At 69.4% G+C, this 20,153-nt stretch carries 19 protein-coding genes and 1 tRNA gene; 2 read left to right on the forward strand and 18 right to left on the reverse strand.

Going from position 1 to position 20,153, the window contains the following annotated elements:
* Positions 1-60: 60 nt before the first annotated feature.
* The 4 genes from ACFXGA_RS25430 to ACFXGA_RS25445 all read right to left on the reverse strand — a co-directional run bounded on the left by ACFXGA_RS25430 (position 61) and on the right by ACFXGA_RS25445 (position 3,619).
* A complete protein-coding gene (locus ACFXGA_RS25430; RefSeq protein ID WP_378091809.1) occupies positions 61-2,211 on the reverse strand; it encodes an ATP-binding protein in 2,151 nt (716 codons plus the stop codon).
* 344 nt (positions 2,212-2,555) lie between these two features.
* Positions 2,556-2,720, reverse strand: a complete 165-nt coding sequence (locus ACFXGA_RS25435; RefSeq protein ID WP_378091811.1) for a hypothetical protein — start codon at positions 2,718-2,720, stop codon at positions 2,556-2,558.
* 69 nt (positions 2,721-2,789) lie between these two features.
* Positions 2,790-2,993 (reverse strand): hypothetical protein, encoded by a 204-nt coding sequence (locus ACFXGA_RS25440; protein WP_378091813.1) that lies wholly within the window; start codon positions 2,991-2,993, stop codon positions 2,790-2,792.
* Between the two features lie 179 nt (positions 2,994-3,172).
* Positions 3,173-3,619, reverse strand: coding sequence for a tetratricopeptide repeat protein (locus ACFXGA_RS25445; RefSeq protein ID WP_378091870.1), 447 nt, complete (start codon positions 3,617-3,619; stop codon positions 3,173-3,175).
* Between the two features lie 626 nt (positions 3,620-4,245).
* On the opposite strand from ACFXGA_RS25445, the gene ACFXGA_RS25450 reads away from it, so the two are divergent.
* Both ACFXGA_RS25450 and ACFXGA_RS25455 read left to right on the forward strand, forming a co-directional pair.
* Positions 4,246-5,937 carry an Eco57I restriction-modification methylase domain-containing protein gene (locus ACFXGA_RS25450; RefSeq protein ID WP_378091815.1) on the forward strand — a complete coding sequence of 564 codons (1,692 nt, stop codon included), beginning with the start codon at positions 4,246-4,248 and terminating at the stop codon, positions 5,935-5,937.
* 10 nt (positions 5,938-5,947) lie between these two features.
* The gene (locus ACFXGA_RS25455) at positions 5,948-6,709 is read left to right on the forward strand and encodes a PaeR7I family type II restriction endonuclease (RefSeq protein ID WP_378091817.1); all 762 of its coding nucleotides are present in this window, start codon (positions 5,948-5,950) and stop codon (positions 6,707-6,709) included.
* An 888-nt stretch (positions 6,710-7,597) separates the two neighbouring features.
* Here the strand turns inward: ACFXGA_RS25455 and ACFXGA_RS25460 are convergent.
* The 14 genes from ACFXGA_RS25460 to ACFXGA_RS25525 form a co-directional block, all read right to left on the reverse strand.
* Complete coding sequence (locus tag ACFXGA_RS25460; protein ID WP_378091820.1) at positions 7,598-8,602, reverse strand: ImmA/IrrE family metallo-endopeptidase; 1,005 nt, start codon at positions 8,600-8,602, stop codon at positions 7,598-7,600.
* A complete protein-coding gene (locus tag ACFXGA_RS25465; RefSeq protein ID WP_378091822.1) occupies positions 8,599-9,318 on the reverse strand; it encodes a hypothetical protein in 720 nt (239 codons plus the stop codon). The genes ACFXGA_RS25460 and ACFXGA_RS25465 overlap by 4 nt, the downstream gene beginning before the upstream one ends.
* A complete protein-coding gene (locus ACFXGA_RS25470) occupies positions 9,308-9,904 on the reverse strand; it encodes an RNA polymerase sigma factor (protein WP_378091824.1) in 597 nt (198 codons plus the stop codon). The genes ACFXGA_RS25465 and ACFXGA_RS25470 overlap by 11 nt, the downstream gene beginning before the upstream one ends.
* 35 nt (positions 9,905-9,939) lie before the next feature.
* Positions 9,940-11,517, reverse strand: a complete 1,578-nt coding sequence (locus ACFXGA_RS25475) for a hypothetical protein (RefSeq protein WP_378091826.1) — start codon at positions 11,515-11,517, stop codon at positions 9,940-9,942.
* 9 nt (positions 11,518-11,526) lie between these two features.
* Positions 11,527-11,961: a hypothetical protein gene (locus ACFXGA_RS25480; RefSeq protein ID WP_378091828.1), complete on the reverse strand. Its 435-nt coding sequence runs from the start codon at positions 11,959-11,961 to the stop codon at positions 11,527-11,529.
* An 11-nt stretch (positions 11,962-11,972) separates the two neighbouring features.
* Positions 11,973-12,386 (reverse strand): hypothetical protein, encoded by a 414-nt coding sequence (locus tag ACFXGA_RS25485; protein WP_378091830.1) that lies wholly within the window; start codon positions 12,384-12,386, stop codon positions 11,973-11,975.
* The gene (locus tag ACFXGA_RS25490) at positions 12,386-12,709 is read right to left on the reverse strand and encodes an EsaB/YukD family protein (RefSeq protein WP_378091832.1); all 324 of its coding nucleotides are present in this window, start codon (positions 12,707-12,709) and stop codon (positions 12,386-12,388) included. The genes ACFXGA_RS25485 and ACFXGA_RS25490 overlap by 1 nt, the downstream gene beginning before the upstream one ends.
* 859 nt (positions 12,710-13,568) lie before the next feature.
* Positions 13,569-13,642 (reverse strand) — tRNA-Pro (locus tag ACFXGA_RS25495).
* Positions 13,643-13,832: 190 nt separating this feature from the next.
* On the reverse strand, positions 13,833-14,951 hold the full coding sequence (locus tag ACFXGA_RS25500; RefSeq protein WP_378091834.1) for a sensor histidine kinase: 1,119 nt from the start codon (positions 14,949-14,951) through the stop codon (positions 13,833-13,835).
* Positions 14,948-15,604: a response regulator gene (locus ACFXGA_RS25505; RefSeq protein ID WP_378091836.1), complete on the reverse strand. Its 657-nt coding sequence runs from the start codon at positions 15,602-15,604 to the stop codon at positions 14,948-14,950. The genes ACFXGA_RS25500 and ACFXGA_RS25505 overlap by 4 nt, the downstream gene beginning before the upstream one ends.
* A gap of 154 nt (positions 15,605-15,758) precedes the next feature.
* Positions 15,759-17,165, reverse strand: a complete 1,407-nt coding sequence (gene der / locus ACFXGA_RS25510; RefSeq protein ID WP_378091838.1) for a ribosome biogenesis GTPase Der — start codon at positions 17,163-17,165, stop codon at positions 15,759-15,761.
* The gene (locus ACFXGA_RS25515) at positions 17,162-17,806 is read right to left on the reverse strand and encodes a lysophospholipid acyltransferase family protein (RefSeq protein ID WP_378091840.1); all 645 of its coding nucleotides are present in this window, start codon (positions 17,804-17,806) and stop codon (positions 17,162-17,164) included. Before ACFXGA_RS25515 ends, der begins: the two co-directional genes overlap by 4 nt.
* Positions 17,803-18,531: a (d)CMP kinase gene (gene cmk, locus ACFXGA_RS25520; RefSeq protein ID WP_378091842.1), complete on the reverse strand. Its 729-nt coding sequence runs from the start codon at positions 18,529-18,531 to the stop codon at positions 17,803-17,805. The genes ACFXGA_RS25515 and cmk overlap by 4 nt, the downstream gene beginning before the upstream one ends.
* A 510-nt stretch (positions 18,532-19,041) precedes the next feature.
* Positions 19,042-20,151: a DUF1015 family protein gene (locus tag ACFXGA_RS25525; RefSeq protein WP_378091844.1), complete on the reverse strand. Its 1,110-nt coding sequence runs from the start codon at positions 20,149-20,151 to the stop codon at positions 19,042-19,044.
* Positions 20,152-20,153: the final 2 nt, after the last annotated feature.

Consider the following 20,153-nt stretch of genomic DNA (forward strand, 5'->3'; position numbering starts at 1 on the left):
CCGCGCCGGCTGGCCCCCACCTCCGTCCCCAAACCACACAACCCGGCGCACGAGGGTCGCTCAGGGGTGGGGCCGGGGGGGGGGGGCCCGCGCCCCCCCCCCCCCCCCGCGCAGCACGTCGGCGTGCGGATCGCCCAGGTCGGTGAGGACCGTGACCGCCTCGGTCAGACACCGCACCGCGCCCTCGTGGTCGCCGACCTGCCGCAGCGACGTCGCCAGGGTCTCCAGCGTGGCGGCCACGTACAGGTCGTTACCGGCTTCGGCCAGATAGAGGGCCAGTGCCTGCCGACACAGATCGATCGCGGTCTGATCGTCGCCGAGGCCCTGTCGTGCCCTGGCGACGTTGTGCAGGGCGTAGGCAACACCGTCGGGTACACCGGCCGTACGGCGCAGCGCCAACTCCTGCTCGGCGTGGTCGAGCGCTTCCCGGTGCCGCCCGAGCCGAGTGGTGATCCGGGCCAGGTTGGCGTGCACAATCGCCTCGTAGTAGCCACTGGGCAGACCTCGCACCAGCGGCAGTGCCCGCCGGTAGTACGGTTCGGCGTCGGCGAACCGCTGTTGCAGCACCCGGCTGAGCCCCAGGCCCGCCAACGCTCTGCCGTACAGAGCCTCGTCCCCGAATTCCCCGGCCAGCGCGAGGGCGGCGTGCAGATCGGTGTCGGAGGCGTCCCACTCGCCCATCTTCTGGAGAGTGTCCCCCCGCCTCACCAGCAGCGCCGCCTCGACCTGCCGGTCACCACAGACCCGCGCCGCGTCGATGCCGCGGGACTCCGCCCGCATCCGCGCCGGCCACAGGACGCGTGACCGGAACACCAGAAACCGCATCGCCAGGGCCACCGCCGTCACTTCCCTGTACGCACCGTGCGCACCCGCCTGCTGTTGGACGGCGTCCAACGTGGCGCGCTCCGCGGTCAGCCAGGCCAAGCCCTGCCCTCGATCGGCCAGCTCCATCGGCGCCGCATCCCCGGTGAGACCGACATCCGGGGACGGATGGGCGGCGAACACCCGACGGTCCGCCTCGACCGCGGCGCGCGCGTACCAGGACACCACCGCGTCCACCGCCGCCCGCCGCTGCTCCGAGGTGTCGTCGAGCAGGGCACGGTGGGCGGCGTAGGCGTGCAGCAGATCATGCAGCCGGTACCGGCCGTGCGCCACCGGCTCGACCAGGTGCAGATCGGCCAAGACCTCCAGGTGCCGCGACGCGGTCTTCCGATCCAGACCGGTGAGCGCGGCGACAGCATGCACACCGAACTCGGTACCCGGATGCAGGCCCAGGCGACGAAAAGTCCGCGCGTGCTCGACGGACAGGCGGGTGTAGGACCAGTCGAACACGGTCCGCACCGCGCTCCGGTCGTCTCCAGTCGCGCTCAAGGCATCCAACCCGTCCTGCTCGTCGACCAGATCGGCGACGACGTCGGCGACTGCCGTGTGCGGGCGGGCGGCGACCCGGGACGCGGCCACCCGCACCGCCAACGGCAACCGCGCGCACAACCGCACCAACTCCTCCACTGCGGCGGGCTCCGCGGCCACACGATCCGGGCCGATCACCCGCGTGGCCAACCCGACCGCCTCCTCGGGCCTGAACAGTTCCAGCGGCAGACGACGCGCGGAGTCGACGACCACCAGCCCGGTCAACACCGCCCGGCTCGTCACTATCACCGCACACCCTGCCGCAGCGGGCAAGAGGGGACGCACCTGCTCGGCGGAAGCGGCATTGTCCAGCACGACCAGCACCCGCCGACCCGCCAACAACGACCGGTACAACGCACCCTGCGCGTCCAGGTCGGCCGGCACCCGCTCCTCGGCAACCCCGAGCGCCTGAAGGAACGAGGCGAGCACCAGACCCGCCTCGACCGGCGCACTCGGCCCGTACCCACGCAGATTGACGAACAGCGTGCCGTCGGGAAACCGCTGCTCCACCCGGCGTGCCCACCACACCACCAACGACGTCTTCCCCACCCCGGCGGTACCGTCCACCGCCACGACCATCGGCTCCACGGTGACGCTGTCGGGTGACAGAATCCTGTCCAGGGCGGCAAGCTCGGTGTCACGACCGGCGAAATCCCGCACCACCGCGGGCAGTTGCCGTGGTACCGGTGCCACGGCCGCCTGCGGTTGCTGATACAGCACCACCTGGTCGATCGTGCCCGCCTGCACCACCGCACCCATCACAGTGCCGCCGATCTGGTTACGCACCTCCGCCTCGTCCACGGACCCCAGTCTCACCCGACCCTGTCCCCGAACCACCCGCCAACAGTGCACACCACCCAGTCGGACCACCCCGTACACGACGCTACAACCTTTAGGGTGCCGAAAGTCTGCACCGCGATGCCGAGCTGCGACGATCGGGCCCCTTCGACTCAATGCCTGGTTGTGAGGTGGTGTTGCGACTGCTGTACCTGATCTTCATCCGGCTCGGTGGGTGGCGTGTAGCGGCAGTCTTCCCCGGTCATCGGAACACCTCGTCCGTGGGAGTGGCCGGGGAGCCGTCGGTGTCGAGGCCGTAGCGGGCGAGCTGTCGGGCCTCCTCGGGGCGGCCCAGCCAGACCAGCAGTTCAGGGAGCCACCGAGCGGCGCGGTGGGGCGCCTTTCTGCGTCTGCGTGAGCAGTATGCGATGGGCCTCGGCAAGTTCACTCTGGGCGACCAGCAGCCGTACCAGCCGTTCGGGAGCTTGGAAGTCGTCCGGGTGCTCGCGCACTCTGGCGCGAAGCTCGGTCATCGCGCGACGATCCGCTAGGACGTCGGAGAGCCTCGCCTCGGCAGCGGAATCGCCTGCATTGGCACGGGCTCACAACTGGTCGAGGTCACTGCGGTCGACGAGCAGGTCGGCCAGCCGGTAGGCCGCCTGAGTGTTGTGGTTGTCGGCGCGCGCTCGCAACTCGTCGACCTCGTCGCGGTCGACGAGGACGTCCACCAGCTTGTCGGCGGCTATGGAGTAGTTGTGGGTTCGGGCGCGAAGTCGGTCGGAGTAGGAGTCGACTAGCTCCCGCACCCACGCAGCCGCCCGACCACAGGTCAGGCCCTGTGCTCGGCTTTCTACACCCCACAGGCGAGTGCCACCCGACCAGCAGCCGGAGGCGATCCGCTCGACCATGAACACCACGCCGCCGCGGGAGGACCCGGAGACGCGGCATGGCCACGAGAATGGACAGCAGCTTCAGGGTCATCGGGTCACGAGAGGCCAGCGTCGAGGTCCTGGAGTTGTCGCCGCACTCGGTCCGCGTCGGTATCGCATCCTTGCCGCCGGTACAGCTCCAGTGCCTCGTACCACACTTCGCGGGCCTGGTTGTGCTGTCCGAGCGCGATGTGGGGGTGGCCGAGACCGTCGAGGCTGTGTGCCGCCGAGTAGGTGTCGCCCATGGCCCGGAACGCGGCGAGCGCCTGGCCGTAGTGTTCGACCGCCCTTTGGTGCTCTCCGGCGAGGTGGTCGATGTAGCCGAGGCTGTCCAGGGTAGCTGCCTCGCCACTGGGGTCGTGGTGCTGCCGGGTCAGGACGAGCGCGGCTTGGCCATGCTGCCGCGCGGTGTTGTGAAGGCCCAGCCGCGCCGCGTGCCGACCCACCGCGTTGAGAGCGCGAGCCTCCTCCGGCGGAGCATCGAGGGCGTGGAAGAGCTTCAGCTATCTACCAGCAACTTCCATGGTTGCTTTCGCGAATATTCCAGCACTTCTGGACCGTTTATGCAGCTAGGGGAATCCCACTCGCTCCACCTGACTTCAACGGACCGCTCGATCGTGTGACTGATCGTCCGTTGAAACGTTGGTCGAGCAGGCTCGTGGAGGCGTTACACCGACGCCTGTGGGCACCGGAAAGTGCACATGACGCGAACACGCGATCGCGCACCGTGAGCAGTAAGAGGCCTGACCGCGAGGTGTGGTGCTACGACTGCTACACCTGATCTTTCTCCGGCTCGTCGACTGGTCGGCCCTGCCAGCCCAGCCCGCAACCTTCCGCCACAGCTCTTGGATCGCTTGCGCAGGTGCTGGTGATTGCGGGCTGTCGCTCGCACCAGACCTTGAACCCGTCGCGGCCGGTCGGTGCGGCCACGGGTGGGTGAACAGCCAGCCGCGCCGCCACGCCTCACTGCGGTGGGCGGTGACTGTCGCGGCCGGGCACCTCGGTGGGCTCCAGGTCGATCCACACGAGGTAGAGCACGCAGGACATGTTGCGGCTGGCCCGGCCCTGCTGCTGGCGAGTCGTGGACTCAATGTCAGGGCGTCTGTCGGACGCCGGATAGGGTCGTGCAGTGGCAACTGGCGAACTGTTCGGTCTCGACTCGCTGGACCTTCCGGAGTCTCTGCGGGAAGCCGTCCGGCACGGTGAGGTGTTCACCCGTCGATGGGTGGTCGAGACGATGCTCGACCTGGTCGGGTACACGTCTGACCGTGACCTCGCCGAGACGGTCATCGTTGAGCCGGCATGTGGTGGCGGAGCGTTCCTCGGACCGATAGCCGAGCGACTGGGCGCTTCATGTCGTGCCCACGGGCGTTCACTGCTGGACGCTGTGCACGCCGTCGAGGCGTTCGACCTGCTCGACCGCAACGTGCAGTTGAGCCGCGAGCTTGTTACCCAACAGCTACTCGCCGATGGCTGGGAGCCTGCGCACGTCGAGAAGGTCGTGCACGCCTGGATCGGGCAGGGCGATTACCTGTTGCACGGATACCGGTCGGAGAGCGCTGATTTCGTCGTAGGCAACCCGCCGTATATCCGGCTTGAAGACGTTCCGGATGCGCGCATGAGCGCGTACCGCTCGGCCTGCCCGACGATGGGCGGCAGGGCGGATATTTACGTTGGCTTCTACGAGGTTGGCCTGCGAAGCCTAAAGCCTCAAGGACGGCTCGCGTTTATCTGCGCCGACCGCTGGATGCGCAACCAGTACGGCCGAGGACTTCGCGAGATGGTGACCAGTCGCTACAGCGTTGAATTCGTTTTGACCATGCACGACGTCGATGTTTTCGATGAGCATGTGTCGGCGTACCCAGCGATCACAGTGATCAGGAACGCTCCGCAGGGATCCGCCATCGCGGCCGATACAGCGCCGACGTTCGGGCCAGAGCAAGCCGCAGAGCTTTTCTCTTGGGTCGCGGGGAGCACCGAGCCGCTTGTGAACAAGGCGACCTACCACGCCGCGCGGCTGCCGCACTGGTTTCCGGGAGACGACTCCTGGCCTGCGGCCTCTCCGGCGCGACTTGCAGTCCTAGAAGACCTCAGCGACCGCTTCAAGCTTTTGGAAGACCAGGCCACAGGTACGCGAGTCGGTATCGGAATTGCGACCGGCGCTGACAAGGTCTTCATCGTCCAGCACGGAGACACGGAAGAGATCGAGAGCGATCGTCTTCTTCCGCTGGCGATGGTGCGGGACACGACCAGTGGCGCTCTGAGTTGGCACGGCTCCTACCTGGTCAACCCGTGGGATGCCCAGGGCAACCTGGTGGACCTCTCCGCCTATCCGCGTCTGGCCCGCTACTTCACGCAGCATGGTGACGCGTTGCGTAAGCGCTACATCGCTGTCAAGCAGCCTGACCGCTGGTACAAGACCATCGACAAGGTCGACCATCAGCTCACGAGGCGACCGAAGCTGCTGTTCCCGGACATGAAGTTGACCATCCACCCCGTGCTTGACGAGGGTGGTTCGAGCGGCCTGTACCCTCACCACAACTTGTACTACATCGTTTCGGACGTCTGGGACCTGCGGGTGCTGGGCGGCCTGCTACTCTCGAAGGTCGCGGAGGCGTTCGTGGCCGCCTACGCGGTGAAGATGCGCGGCGGAACCATGCGGTTCCAGGCCCAGTACCTTCGCAGGATCCGCGTGCCCGACCCGGCGACAATCAACGAGGTGGACCGGGCCGCATTGGCGGAGGCGTTTGAGCGACGTGACGTACAGGCCGCGACGCGCGCCGCACTGCGCGCCTATGGGCTAACAGAGCTTCCGGACTAGAGGGGGACTCTTGACGGTCAGCCGCCAAGATTTCGAGGATGCTGTTGCTGCGTACTGGGGAGCCAAACAAACTCAAAATGACCTATCGGCGATCAAGGAGAAGGTAGGCGCGGGCACGGCTGGATCCGTTCGAGGTGGCAAGCATTTCGACTCCATCGTCGCGCTAATTGCAAAGTTTTTTCTTGAGGCCGGGTACCCGGCCGAAGATATCCGGGTCACCAAGAGTCATAAGTTGGAATTGCCGGGTTACTACCGACCGCAGAAGCAGTGGGACGTTGTCGTAGCCCACCAGGACACTCTAGTAGCGGCGTTTGAACTAAAGGCACTCGGCGGCCCTTCCTTCGGTAACAACTACAATAATCGAGTCGAAGAGGCACTGGGGAGTGCTGTCGACCTCCGACGAGCCGCACTCGCCGACCTGTTTCCCGGCGAGAAGCCCTGGCTAGGGTATTTCTTCATCATGGAGGACGCTAAGGGGTCACGTTCACCGGTCAAGACGGTGAAGGGCGCGGCTTTTCCGGCCGAGGAAATCTGGGAGGGTAGCTCCTATCAAGAGCGTTTCGCCATTTTCTGTGAACGACTCATGGCGGAAGGGATTTACGACTCGATTTGCTACATTACCTCCTCCGCTGCCGATCCCAAGCCGACTGAGCCTGTGGCGAGCTTGGACTGGCGGCACTTCTCGGCGGCCATCAACGCCAGGCTGACGTACCTCCGCGACCTAGGGCTTCCGAACCCTACAGATACAGGGCTATTCAAACCCAGCGTGTAGCACCAGTCCGGCCGCTGCCCGGCTCGTCTCCCTCACTGGTTCCGCAGGACCAACGAGGATCCAGGACCTACCCCGAGGATTCCGCCCAGGCGGCTGGTGATGGGTCGTGCCGGTTCCGGCACGACCGTGCTGATGGTGCGGTTCGTTCTGGACCACCTGCGTGCCTTGTGGGATTCCAAAACTCTGCACTGAGGCGCTGGGCTGCGGTGATCGCGCACCACGAGTTGTGAGAGCATGATCGTGAAGCGTGGTTTTACGACTGCTGTACCCGATCTTCGTCCGGTCACCGAGTTCCGTGCCCGGCTGGTCGGTGGCGGACTGGAACAGCGGGTTCTGGACGCGGTGTTGCAGGCTGCGGCGGCGCTGGGCTGCTGGGCCGGGTGGTCGACAGCGCAGCGACTCGACCCATGTGGGTGGCCCAGCTTTGAGCAGTTCACCCTGGATCCGGTGGTAGCCCCACCCGGCGTTCTCCCGGGCCATCCGCTCGATCAACGCCACGACGGTGTCGTCGACCGGCGGTCGGCCGGTGCGACTGGGGTAGGTCCACCTCTTCGCGAACAGGTACCGGTGCCATCGCAGGAGGGTCCCCGGTGTCATCAACCGGTGTTCCCCTAACCAGCCAGGCAGGCGTCGCACCAACGCGGCGAGCACCATACGGTCCGCCCAGTCCAACCGCGGGCGAAGGTTGGCCCGGCGAGATCAGGTACAGCAGTCGTAGCGCCACGTCTCACGATCATGCTCCTACTGCTCGTGGTGCGCGATCACCGCAGCTCAGTGCCGCAGTGCAGAGTTTTGACACCCTCCACGCCGCCTGACCTGCACGGACGACGCTTCGGCAGGCCGCAGGGTCGAGTCGCGGTAGCCGGTTTCGCGATGTCGTCGCGGTCCCTACCTGCAATCGTCGCATACGCCGTTGATCAGCGTGTGACGCGGAAGGTGTAGGGAGCAGCCACCTTTGCACCGCTCGGTGAGCGCCGCTCTTCGCTCGCAGTCGCATCGGCCGCACTTCTTGCAGTAAGGTTTTCCGCAGTCAGGGCAAGGCCATCCGCTGATGATGCCGTTAAATCCGCACGCGCAGCTCACTGGGGTTTGAGGGCGTCCGTCGTCATCGAATCCGGGCCTGTTCAAGTGGAGGCTTGCGACATTCCAGAGGTCGAGCTCGGCGAGGACGCTGTAAGTGCGTTTTTCTCTGGCCGTCGCATTGATGTAGTAGGTATGTCGCGTTCCCCACGGGGTTGACCAGAAGGATTCGCGGCACACCTGCTGCCGGGGCAGAATTCGGGACAACGGGTGGTCGGTGGGTACGTCTTGGTTCCTGCTCGGGTAGACGCTGGGGTTGTCGACCAGGGCGGCGTACACGACCTTGTTCGTCGACCGGTCGGTCAGCATGATCGCGCCCGTGCACGGTAGTCGGGTCGCCAGGGCGATCGCGCAGGCGACCTGGCTGGCACTGGTCTGGAGGAACAGGTCGAGGAGGTGCTGCCCCGTCACAGGCCCGTGGCCCACGACGCGGTCGACGACGTGCTCCGGGAGGAGCAGGATCCCCGCGATGTCGTCGCAGAGCCGCTCAAGCACGGTGTTCGGCTCGTCCTGGTCGGCCAGCCAGACCGTCGCTTCGGCGTCGTTTGAGACCAGCCGGTGCGCGTACTCGTGCAGCAGCGTGAAATTCTCGCGGCGGGAGTCGGTCGTTTGCGCGTAGAGGATAGTGCCGAGTTCTGTGATCGACAGTCCGTCGCACCAGCCGCCGGCTCCGCGGTGGGCTCTGAGTTCCGGCACCGATCTCACGTGGAGACCGATGCCCGTCAGGGCTGCATGAGGATCCGCACTGAGCAGTTGGCGCAGATAGGACGGCACCTTGTTGGCGATTCTTGTGGCATGCTGCTTACGGGTCATGGGCGTTCCAGCAGATCGGGAATGGATCTCAAGGTCCGCAGGACGCCGAGGAGGCCCTCCACCGAGCCGCTGGTCTTGTTCCGAAAGGCGGCCGTGGTGAGCATCTTGCCCGTGCGTTCGCGCAAGAATTCGACCGGTACGTCGACTTCGGCTGCCCAGTCGGCGAGGAACGCGCGGACACGGTCGTCGTCGAACAAGTCACCATGCTCGTTGCTGGCCCACGGAGAGGCCGCCAGGTTCCGGCGGTCGACACCGAGTTCATCGGCGATCGCGTCGACGAGAGCCGGGGCCAGAACGGTCGAGTTCTGCTCCCACTGGAACGCCTGCTGAAGGGTCGCGTCCCAGCCGCGGCTGTTGAGGCGTTCGAGGAACTGGGCGAGGTTGAGCTTCGCCCTCTTACGCGCCAAGGCGAGCTTGCGACCGTCGAGGGCGACGTCCGGGTCGGGCACGAGTCCGAGCATCTGCGCGACGGGATCGTCGCGGCGGACGGGCGGAGCGCCACCGATGGCTGTCTCCGAGGGCGGTGAGGTGGACTGCGCTGCGGCTTCCAGGGCGTCCAGCCAAGGGGCGAGGTCATCGACAAGTTGGCGTTGTGCGTCGTCGAGGGCCAGCTCGGGAGGGATCGGTTGGCCTCGTCGCAGCGCCTGGAGCGCGCGGTCGATCGGCGTCACGTCGGGACCAGATTCGTGCTCTGACCTGGCGTGGTCATTGGTCATGGGTCCGGTTCACCTCCTCTTGCAGCAACGTCAGGGCCTTCTCGTACAGTTGCCCGACTCTCTGACCGGTGAGGTCGAGTTGCGCACCGATGTCGCGGTTCGTGCGTTCCTCGATGAGCTTGCCTATCACGATGGGGCGCAGTCTGACATCCGTCGCGTCCAACACCTCGAACGCCGCGTTGGCCAGCCTCAGCTCCTCCTGCCGCGACACCGCGTCGACGACCGTGTCGCCCGTGGGGTCCGCAGGCGCTTCGCGGTGGATCCACGGATCCTCCGGGTCGAGTTCCTCATGATCGCGGTCGGTCCTCAGGATGTCCAGGCAGGCGTTTTTGACCGCGAGCTTGAGGTACGCCTCCCAGTTCGGCTGCTCCTGAAGCCTGCCTTCCGCCTTCATGTCGACCAGGCGCTTGAACACGGTCATCATCGCGTCGTTGGCGTCCGCGTGCCGGTCGGAGGGCAGGAACCGAGTCGCATAGGCGTGCAGCACGGCGTGGTAACGCTGGTAGAGCGCCGGGACGTCGACCCGGGTCGGCGTTCCCGACGCGGCGTCTGCTTCCTCCCCTGGCGATTCCCGGTCGTCGCTCATAAGTGAAGTATGAGGTCGACCCGTGTGCCTCACGGTCACGACACTCCAGCGGGTAGGCCGCCGTCGGTGCTGGTGTGACCACGGTAGAGCTTGCGGTACCACCGGATGCGCGTGCCCGACCGACACAGGCAGCGACCGGTTCGGTCGGCCGCCGCCCGCCGCACCAACCCGGGAGGTAGCCCGCTCAGATCGACATCGACCCGGCGGTCGACGAGGGGCAGGCCGGTCAACTGCTTGACGACCTCCGCGGCGGCCACCACGCCCGCGAACCACGACACCTGAGGCGCCGCGACGGCGACCACGTCGTCTGCCGACGCCTGGCCGCCGACGCCACGAACTTCGACCTCCGCGTATGCCTGGCGTACCAGATCGCTCAGAGGCGCCGCGATCAGGGACTCCCGCCGGGCGGCGGACAACCTGCCCGCGGCGACGGCCGTGTCGACATCGGCCACCGTCAGCCGTGCCCCGTCCTGCAGCAGCGCCAGCACCCGTTCGACGGTCAACCCGGTGGCTTGCGCGTACACGCCAGCCTGGGTCTGGGGCGGGTCCGCGCTGACGTAGTCACAGAACGGACACGCGAACCCGTCCGCGAACCCTTCACGCTGCGCGTGCAGCGCCAGCCCTGACACCCCGACCGACAGTGTCGAGCGCGCCAGGACGTCGGTCACGTCCAGCCGACCGCCGATGGTGTCCACCGACGAGACGATCAAGCCGTCGAACCCCGGCTCGTCTCGCTCACGAGCCCACTCTGCGACCGTCCGGGGAACCGGAACGGCGGGCAGCCCGAGGTCGGTCAGGCGCGCCGCGAGGAACTCCGCCTTCCAGCCCGTTTCACCACCGAGCAGGGCTGGGTAGCGGAACGGGTTGCGGTGGGAGTCGATCGTGTCGGCGTCGATCACGATGATCTCGATCGGCCGAGCCACGGGGTTCGGGGTCAGCTTGGGGGCGAGCGCGGTCGCCACCAGCGCCAGGGTGCTGCTGCCCACCGAGCCGGCACCCGCGACGGCGAGGCGCAGCGGGCGTGCGTCGGACACGGAGGTCGATTCGGCGCGCAGTTCGGGCGCAGCGGTCAGCCGGTAGTCGACCAGGTTGGTGACGTAGGACTCCTCCACGGGCACGCCGGGAAAGCCCTGCCGTTTAAGCACTTCCAGCAGCAACTGGCTGACGATCAAGCAGCTCGCCGCGTGCACTCCGAGGGCATGGTTCGGCAACGGCCCCAACGGCTGAGGTCTGCGGCCGAGGCGGACGGTGTAGTCGTCGCCCCCGATGCCAAAGTCACCCGGTGCGACCTGGTCGCCGAACGTCACGACGATGTCCCGGCGCGCGGCATCGGCGGGCTGCGGGCGCACCGCGTGCAGCGCAGCGAGCAGTTCCGTCGTCCCGGTGCTGTTCCACCAGTTCGCCGCCAGAGTCACGGGGGACTCGACGGACACGCCGCCGAACACACGGGCGGCCATCGTGACGAACGCCGCGAGCGCCGTCGTGTACGCGCCTGCCATGTCCGGGCCGGTTCGGATCACGACATGCGTGTCGTCCAGCGCTCGCAGCAGTTGCGGCGCGACGGTGCCGCCACCTCCCGCTCCCAGGAGGCGCAGCCGTGGGTCGATGTCCATCGGCTTCTCCTATTCGGTCCGAATCCACCGGTCGCGAGTGCCGACGGGGAGGTCGCGCCAGCGTCCACCTTCACGTCGCAGCACCGCGCAGGCGTCCAAGCCGCGTCGTAGCCCCAGGCCGAAGAAGGGCACCACGACCGACAGGGCGCCTTCGTGGGTGAGCGCGGGGTTGGCGTCGTCCGCCCGGGAGTGGAACGCCTCGTACGGGTGCGAGTGGATCCTCGCGACGTAGAGTTCGTCGGCGTCGAGGGCCAAGGCGAGTTCCATCTGTCCCTTCCGGGTGACCTCGACCGAGACTCCTGTCGCGCCCCGCCTCGGAACCTGGTCCGGGATGACCAACGCCACCCCGTTCGGACCGGCTTTGATCATGGCTGTGCCCTCGTTGCCGCAGGCACCGCACTCCTCGAAGTACGCGCCCGCCCGCGCGAGAACCTCGGCGGGCACGATCAAGGTGCTCATAGGCCGACTTTCACGAGCAGATGCGCGATGAGGGTGTCCGCCCGGAGTACGTACCGGACCGCATCCCACCTCTCGGCGTAATGGCTCTGGTGTGCGTAATAGCCGAGCGTTCCGCTCACGCACACCCACGGCACGCCCAGAACCGGGTGGATCCCGTGCGCGAAGCCCGGGATCCACCGCTCGACCGGAAGCACGGCGCCGTCCTCGTCGACCAACGCGACGTCGAACGGCTCAGCGTCGTACCGCGTCCCGTCGAGCCGAAGGATCCACGACCCATCCGGCCGGACCAGGGTCATCCGCAGAGCAGTCCCTTCACGGTGAAGATCGAAGGCACGCGCGCCCAGCCGGCGGCGCGCCAGCTCCACCTCGGCGTCCAAGAGGTCGGCCAAGACGGCCGCGTGCAGCGCCATCAGCCGTCCACCTGCGGCTTGCGGTTGACGAGGACCAGCACGTCGCCCTCAACCACACCGGCTTCAGCCAGCGTCGCGGTCGGATCCAGCTCCGCCTCACCGCCCGTGCGGGGCAGCGTGAGCGCGTAGTCGCTCGCGGTCAGCTCACCCTTGGCGACGAAGTGCTTCACGGCCCTGTCGGTCACCTCGGCCACGGCGTCGTCCGGCTTGACGTTGTCCTTCAAGCTGTGACCGGCCAACGTTCGAACGGTGACCTTGAACGGACGGTTGCCGGCGTTCTCCCGCGCGTCGTCCCGGTTCGTCGAGCTGATGGTCTCCGACATCTCGTTCTTCCTTCCTGCCGTCGTCCCCCTCACCCAGGTAGACGACGGAGGCGCCCCACGTGAAAATCCGCAGGTCAGCCGCAGTGACGCAGCGCGATCGCGGTGCTCGACCAGCCCAGTTCACGCCGTCCCGCGATTCATGCCACACATGGAATCGATCACGACGACGGCTCCAACAATGCCTTGGCCTCCGCACTGGTCAGCTTGGTGCGGGTCTCCTCGTACAGCGCCCGGTAGTCCGGTTCCGGTGGCCTTGCCGGAGTCCTCGGCGGATGGACCGGCGCGGGCGGTTCCAGGGCCGGTGACGGGCTTGTGCGCCTGTGCGGGCGGTTCCGAAGTGGGTGGGGTGGTCGGGTTGTCGGACAGGGCGGAACCCCCTTTTCGTGTGATGTGGACAGGAACGCGAGGACGTCGTCCACGTGCGTCACCGGGGTTGCTCGACGTGGAAGTCGGCCGTATCGATGTGCCGCAGTGCGCCGCCACAGCGCCATACCGTCGCCACCACGGCAATCACAGGGCGCGCCTGAGGCCCGCCAGTCTGCGTCCGATCACGTCGGTTCAGGCCACCAGGCGGCCATATCAGCAGGTCAGGGCGCGTTCAGGACGCTCGGCGCACAGTGGAAGCGGTTCACCCCGACGGGTGGCGTTTGGCGTCGATTGGCGGGATTCACCCGTTCGGGATGACCCCATTTGGTGTTGGTCAAAGATCTGGAGCGACCCGCTCCTGATTTCGCTCCTATACAGCGTTAACCAAGATCGTGAAGTTACCGTATCGTGACCACGTGAAGATCGATACCAGCGCACGAAAAAGCCCGCTGACCTGGGCAAGCATCCAGATCGAGCGGGCTTCTTCGGACCGTCGGGACGACAGGATTTGAACCTGCGACCCCTTGACCCCCAGTCAAGTGCGCTACCAAACTGCGCCACGTCCCGGCCGCACCCCGTGGTCTGGGGTGCGGCGATAGCTTAGCGCACGCGTGATGGGGGGTGGAGGTGGGGGGTGGTTCGGAAGGAGAGGGCGGTCTAGCTGCGGAAAGGGTTGGGGTCCGCGGTGGCGCGGGCCCCTCGTTCCCCTCCTCGGTGAGCCGGCGGACGTTCCCCCGGTCGGCGGGCTCAGGGGCAACTATGCGGTCGTCGGGTTTCGGGGGCTACCGCCGAAAGTCGAGGCTTCTTTGTCAACTTTTGGCAGACCCGTCGGTAGCTTGGCGTGGACGGCGACGCCGCCGTCCGGGCGGGCGGTGGTGGTCAGGGTTCCGCCGGCTTGGGTCACCCGCTCCTTGAGGCCGTGCAGGCCGTGGCCGCCTTGGTCCGGTGGTGGGGTGGGGAGCGTTGGAGGGCCGTTCACGATCGAGACGCGCAGGGTTCCGTCCCGGCTGGACAGTGTGATGTGGACGGTGGCGCCCGGGGCGTGCTTGGCGACGTTGGTCAATGCTTCCTGGATCACGCGGTACGCGGCGCGGCCGGTGGGTGGGGGTGGTGGGTGGCCGCTGTGGTCTTCGCAGGTCACGGTCAGGCCGGCGGATCTCGCCCGGTCGATCAGGGCGGTGATGCCGTCGAGGCCCGGGGTCGGTTCGGTGGTGAGGAGGCCCAGGGCGGCGCGCATCTCGGCCAGTGCCTCCTTGGCCAGCGACCTCAGGCGCAGGGCCGTGTCCTTGGTCTTCTGCTCGTCCGTGGTGGCGGCGAGGGCCGCGGCTTCGACGGCGATCAGGGTGGCGTGGTGGCCGACCGCGTCGTGGATCTCGCGGGCGATGCGGGCGCGTTCGGCGGCTCGGGCACCGGCTTCGCGTGCCTCCAGTTCGGCCGTCCTGGCGCGGGAGGCCTCGGTGAGGCTCGCGGTCAGGTCGCGCCTCGTCGTGATCAGCGCTCCGAGGGCGGTGGGGGCTCCGGCCATGAACAGGCTGAACGCGAACGTCAGCAGGGCGGCTCCGGGTGGCAGGCGCTGGGTGGTCACGACCAGGGTGGACGGCAGGACCGTGGCGAGGGCCACCCAGGTGATCATCGCGGGCACCGGGCACTTGCGGCCCACCCGGTACAGCGCGACGACGGTCGGCGGCCAGCCCAGGCCGCCGACCAGGCCGGGCAGGGACGTCAGGGCGACGAGCCGGGGCCATCGGCGGCGCAGGGGTAGCACCGCGCACGCGGCGAGCGCGGTGGGGATCGACCACGCGTACGGGACGTGGTCGGCGAGCAGGACCATGGCCGCGGGCACGACGACGGCCAGCAGTTCGACCAGCGCGGTCACCACGTGTCCACCTGGTGGGCGACGAGGGCGGCTTGGACGCGGTTCTCCACGCCGAGCTTCGTGAGCACCGTGGACACGTAGCTCTTGACCGTGGCCTCGCTCAGCCCGAGCGCGGTGGCGATGGCGCTGTTCGGCTGCCCGTTCGCCAGCAGTTCGAGCACCTGCCGCTCTCGCGCGCTCAGGGTGGCGAGCTGGGCGTTCCCGCGCAGCCTCGACGGTCGCAGCTTCGGCAGCAGCCGGGCGGTGATCCGGGGGTCCAGGACCGCTCCCCCGGCGGCCAGGTCGAGCACGGCGCGCACCAGGGCGTCCGGCTCGGCGTCCTTGAGCAGGAAGCCCTGGGCGCCGAGTTCCAGCGCCGCGGCCACGTAGTCGTCCAGGTCGAACGTCGTCAGCACGGCGAGCGCGGGCGGGTCGGGCCAGGCGAGCATGGCGCGCATCGCGGCGAGGCCGTCCATGCCGGGCATCTGCACGTCGACCAGCGCCACGTCGGGACGGTGCCGGCGCACGACCTCCAGCAGGCCGGCGCCGGCCTCGGCCTCGGCCACGACCTCGACCCGGCCGTCCGCCTCCAGCAGCACCCTGAGGCCCCGACGGAGCAGCGCTTCGTCGTCGGCTAGCACCAATCGGACCGGCACCACGTCAGGCAACCGCATTCGGCCTGGCGGAGCAACCGGTCAACTCGCGGATCGGACCGGATCGGACCCAAGCCGACCAACCCGGGGCAGGCGGGGCGTCGGTCGGACTGCGGGTCGAGCCGCAGGCCGGCCCGCGGGCCGCGTCACGGGTCGGTCGGCGGTCGGGTCCGGGTCACTTCTTGGGGCGCTTCTCCCGCACCCGCACGGAGATCCGCACCGGGCTGCCCTGGAAGCCGAACTCCTCGCGCAGCTTGCGCTCGATGAACCGGCGGTAGCCCGCCTCCAGGAAACCGGTGGTGAACAGCACGAACGTCGGCGGCCTCGTCCCGGCCTGGGTGGCGAACAGGACCTTCGGCTGCTTGCCGCCGCGCACGGGCGGCGGGGTGGCGGCGATGAGGTCGGTCAGCCACGAGTTCAGCCGACCGGTCGGCACGCGGGTGTCCCACGAGTGCAGCGCGGTCCGCAGGGCGGGCGCGAGCTTGCGCACGGCACGTCCCGTCAGCGCGGAGATGTTCACCCGCTCCGCCCACGGCACCCGGACGAGCCCGCGTTCCAGCTCGCGCACCATGGCGTGACGCCGGTCCTCGTCCACGAGGTCCCACTTGTTGAACGCGAGCACGCACGCCCGGCCCGACTCCACGACCATGGTCAGCACCCGCAGGTCCTGCTCGCTGATCGGCTCGGACGCGTCCAGCAGCACGATCGCGACCTCGGCGGACTCGATCGCGGCCTTGGTGCGCAGCGACGCGTAGTACTCCGCGCCGGAGGCGAAGTTGACCCGCTTGCGCAGGCCGGCGGTGTCGACGAACCGCCACAGCTCGTCGTCCAGCTCGACCAGGGAGTCGACGGGGTCGACGGTGGTGCCCGCGACGTCGTGCACGACGGACCGGTTCTCGCCGGTCAGGCGGTTGAGCAGGGACGACTTGCCGACGTTGGGCCGGCCGACGAGCGCCACCCGGCGCGGTCCGCCGCGGACGGCCTCGAACGTCTCGCGCGGCGTCTCCGGCAGGGCCTTGAGGATGGCGTCGAGCATGTCGCCGGAGCCGCGGCCGTGCAGGCCGGACACCGGGATGGGCTCGCCGAGGCCGAGCGACCACAGCGCCGCGACCTCGGCCACCAGCCGCTCGTCGTCGACCTTGTTCGCGACCAGCAGCACGGGTCGCTTGGACCGGCGCAGCAGCTTGACCGCGGCCTCGTCGGTGGTGGTCGCGCCGACGGTGGCGTCGACCACGAACAGGATCGCGTCGGCGGTGGCCATGGCGAGTTCGGCCTGGGCGGCGACCGAGGCCATCATGCCGGTGGCGTCGGGCTCCCAGCCGCCGGTGTCGACCACGGTGAACTTGCGGCCGTTCCAGAGCGCGTCGTAGGCGACGCGGTCGCGGGTCACGCCGGGCACGTCCTGCACGACCGCTTCGCGGCGGCCGATGATGCGGTTGACCAGCGTCGACTTGCCGACGTTCGGCCGGCCCACGACGGCCAGCACGGGCATCGGCGGCGCGGCGGCCTCCTCGTCCTGGGCCGTGTCCTCGAACGCGGTCCAGTCGGACTCGTCCGCCCAGGTGCCGTCCAAGTCCGTCATCGTGCTTCTCCTCGCTGGCTGTCGAGCTCGGCCACCAGCGTGGCCAAGCGGTCGCGGACCTGCTCGGTGGCCTTGACGAGCGCCTGGCGACCCTTGTCGCCGGGCAGCTCGAACGGCTCACCCACGAGCACGTCCACCACGGGCCGGAACCTCCGTCGGGTCCCGGCCGGGCGCAGGGTGCCCCGGCACGCGACGGGCACGACGACCGCGCCGGTCGTGCGGGCGAGCCAGGCCGCGCCGGCCTGGGCCTGCGCCACGTCGCCCGTGCCGCGCGTGCCCTCGGGGAACACGCCGACCACGCCGCCCGCCCGCAGCACCTGTTGGGCGGCGAGCAGCGGCGCGCGGTCGGGCTCGCCGCGCCGCACGGCCAGTTGGCCGATCTTGCGCAGCAGCGTGCCCACCACGCCCTTGAACATCTCCTGCTTGATCAAGAACACCACACGCCGGGGCAGGACGCCGAACAATATCGGTCCGTCCACCATCGAGCTGTGGTTGGCCACGACGACCACCGGGCCGCTCGACGGCACCCGCGACACGCCGCGCGCCCGGACGCGGAACGGCATCCGGAAGGGTCGGCGGGCGATCCAGCGGCCGACGTCGTGCAGCCAGGTCAGCGACCCCTCGGGGAGCTGGTCGGTCACCCGCGCACCCGTCCGCTCGGCTGGGCCAGCAGACCGCGGGCGTCGACCAGGTCCAGCAACGCGGTCAGCGTGCCGGGCAGGTCGAGCGACGTCGTGTCGAGCACGATCGCGTCCTCGGCGGCGCGCAGCGGCGACACGGCGCGCGACGAGTCGTAGGCGTCGCGCCGCTGCACGTCGGCGAGCGTGGCGTCCAGCGTGGACGCGCGGCCGGAGTCGTTGTCCTGCCTGGCGCGGCGCAGGGCGCGGGCCTCGGCGTCGGCGGTCAGGTAGACCTTGAGCGGCGCGTCGGGCACGACGACGGTGCCGATGTCGCGGCCTTCGACCACGATGCCGCCCGCCTCGTCGACCGCTTCGGCGATGATCCGGCGCTGCTCGGCGACCAGCAGCTCGCGCACGGCGGGCACGGCCGACACCGGGGACACGGCCAGCGTCACCTCGGGGCCGCGGATCTCCGCGCCGACGTCGTCGCCGTCGAGGGAGGTGGTGGAGCGCTCCGGGTCGGTGCCCTGGACCACCAGGGCCGCGTCCGCGACCTCGGCGACTTTGACGTCGTCGGTGGGGTCGACGCCGGCGCGCAGCACGGCCAAGGTCACCGCCCGGTACATCGCGCCGGTGTCGAGGTAGCGCGCGCCGAGGGTGGCCGCGAGCCGGCGCGCTGCGGAGGACTTGCCGGTGCCGGAGGGCCCGTCGAGGGCCACCACGCCACGCAGCTCACCGTGTCCCACGGGGTTTTCCTCCTCAACGCGACGACGGTCGTCAACCTCCAATTGTGCCTGGTGCGGCCCGTCACACCCGCATCAGGTGGCCGGTGGCCGCCGGAACGTCCGTTCGAGGCGGGTTGCGCCGTCCGGGTTCGGTTCGCCGCGGGCCGGTGGACGGTGCGGGCGGTGGGCGGGTGATCTCGCGGCTGCGCCCCGGGACGGGCCTCGCGGCGGGTGCCGGGCCACGCTGCGCAGGCGTCCCCGCCCAGGGGACCCCTGCTTTTATCCTGCCGGCCCGGGCGGACGGTTCGGGGGCACGGAGGGGCGGCCTGTGGACAACTCCCGACGGCCGAGAGCCGTGCCCGTTCGCGGGGCCTTGGTCCGGAACCCGCGTGGGCGCTCGGCTCGGGAGCCGGCGGGCCTGGGGTCGGGCCGGGGTTCGAGCCCGGCGGGCTCCGGTTCGGAACCTGGCCGGCCCGGGAACCACGGCGGCCCCGGTTCGGCGACCGTCCGGTCCCGGTCCCCCGGCGGCGGTCAGTCCAGGTCGGCCAGGAGCAGGCCGCTGCGCGGCTTGGGGGTGAAGTAGGTGCTCTTGCGCGGCATCCGGCCGCCCGCGGCGTGGACGGCCAGCACGTCCGCCGGCGGCACGGGGGCGATCAGCAGGACGGCGTCCACCGAGGCCGGGTCGGGCAGGTCGCCGGTGACCGGCCGCACGTGCGGGCTCTCCGGGTCCAGCCCGAGCGCCTCGTCCAGCAGCACGTCCTCGACGCAGGCGTGGTCCACGCCGGCGGACGGCAGGTCGACGCGGACCGCGTCCGGCCCCGCCACCGCGACCACGGCCCCGGGTGACGGCGGGGTGGCGGCCTCGACCGGGGTCACCGCGAGCCCGAGCCCCCGCCACGCGGCCGTCATGTCGGCCAGGGTCAGGCCGGTGCCGGCGACGGCCCGGTGGATCGGCCCCACCCTCAGGTCCGGACCCGCCGTGACCAGGGCCAGCAGGCCCGGCAGGCCGGCCGACGCGGCGACCCGGTGGTTGCCGTCGGCGACCATCAACGGGTGCTCGCCCGCGGCGGCCAGCAGGGCGTCCTGCCGTTCGCCCGGCCCGACCAGCCACAGCCAGTGCCGCCGCCCGCCCGGGTCGACGACGGACGCGGCCGGTTCGTCGTCCACCTCGGCGACCAACCGCGTCAGCCGCACCTCGCCGGCCACCGGCACCAGCATCGCGGCGCTCGTCACGCAGCCCAGGGCGGTCAGCACGCGGGCGCGTTCGGCGACCACGTCCGGGTAGACCTCCTCGGTGTGGCCGACCTCCGCCGGGTCCACCATGCACAACAGCCCGTAGGCGGTGCCGTCGGGGCCGTCCACCCGGTAGGGGGCGACCACGTCGTGCACCTCCCGGTAGGCGGTCCGCCGCAGGCGGGCCAGCTCGGCGACGGCGTGCGGCAGGGCGTCGAGCAGGCCCTGGCCGGCGGCGAGCGCGGCGGGCGTCCGGTGGGGGTGCTGCACGGCGAGCAACGTGCCCGGACGGGCGCGGGCCAGTGCGGTGACGATCCGCTCCGGTTCGGCGAACTCGTCCACGTCCGGACCGGGCACGCGGTCGCGAACCACCCATCCGCGACGGATCGCCCGAACACGTGTACCCATTC

The organism is Actinosynnema sp. NPDC059335 (assembly GCF_042752395.1).
Classification (GTDB): Bacteria; Actinomycetota; Actinomycetes; order Mycobacteriales; family Pseudonocardiaceae; genus Actinosynnema.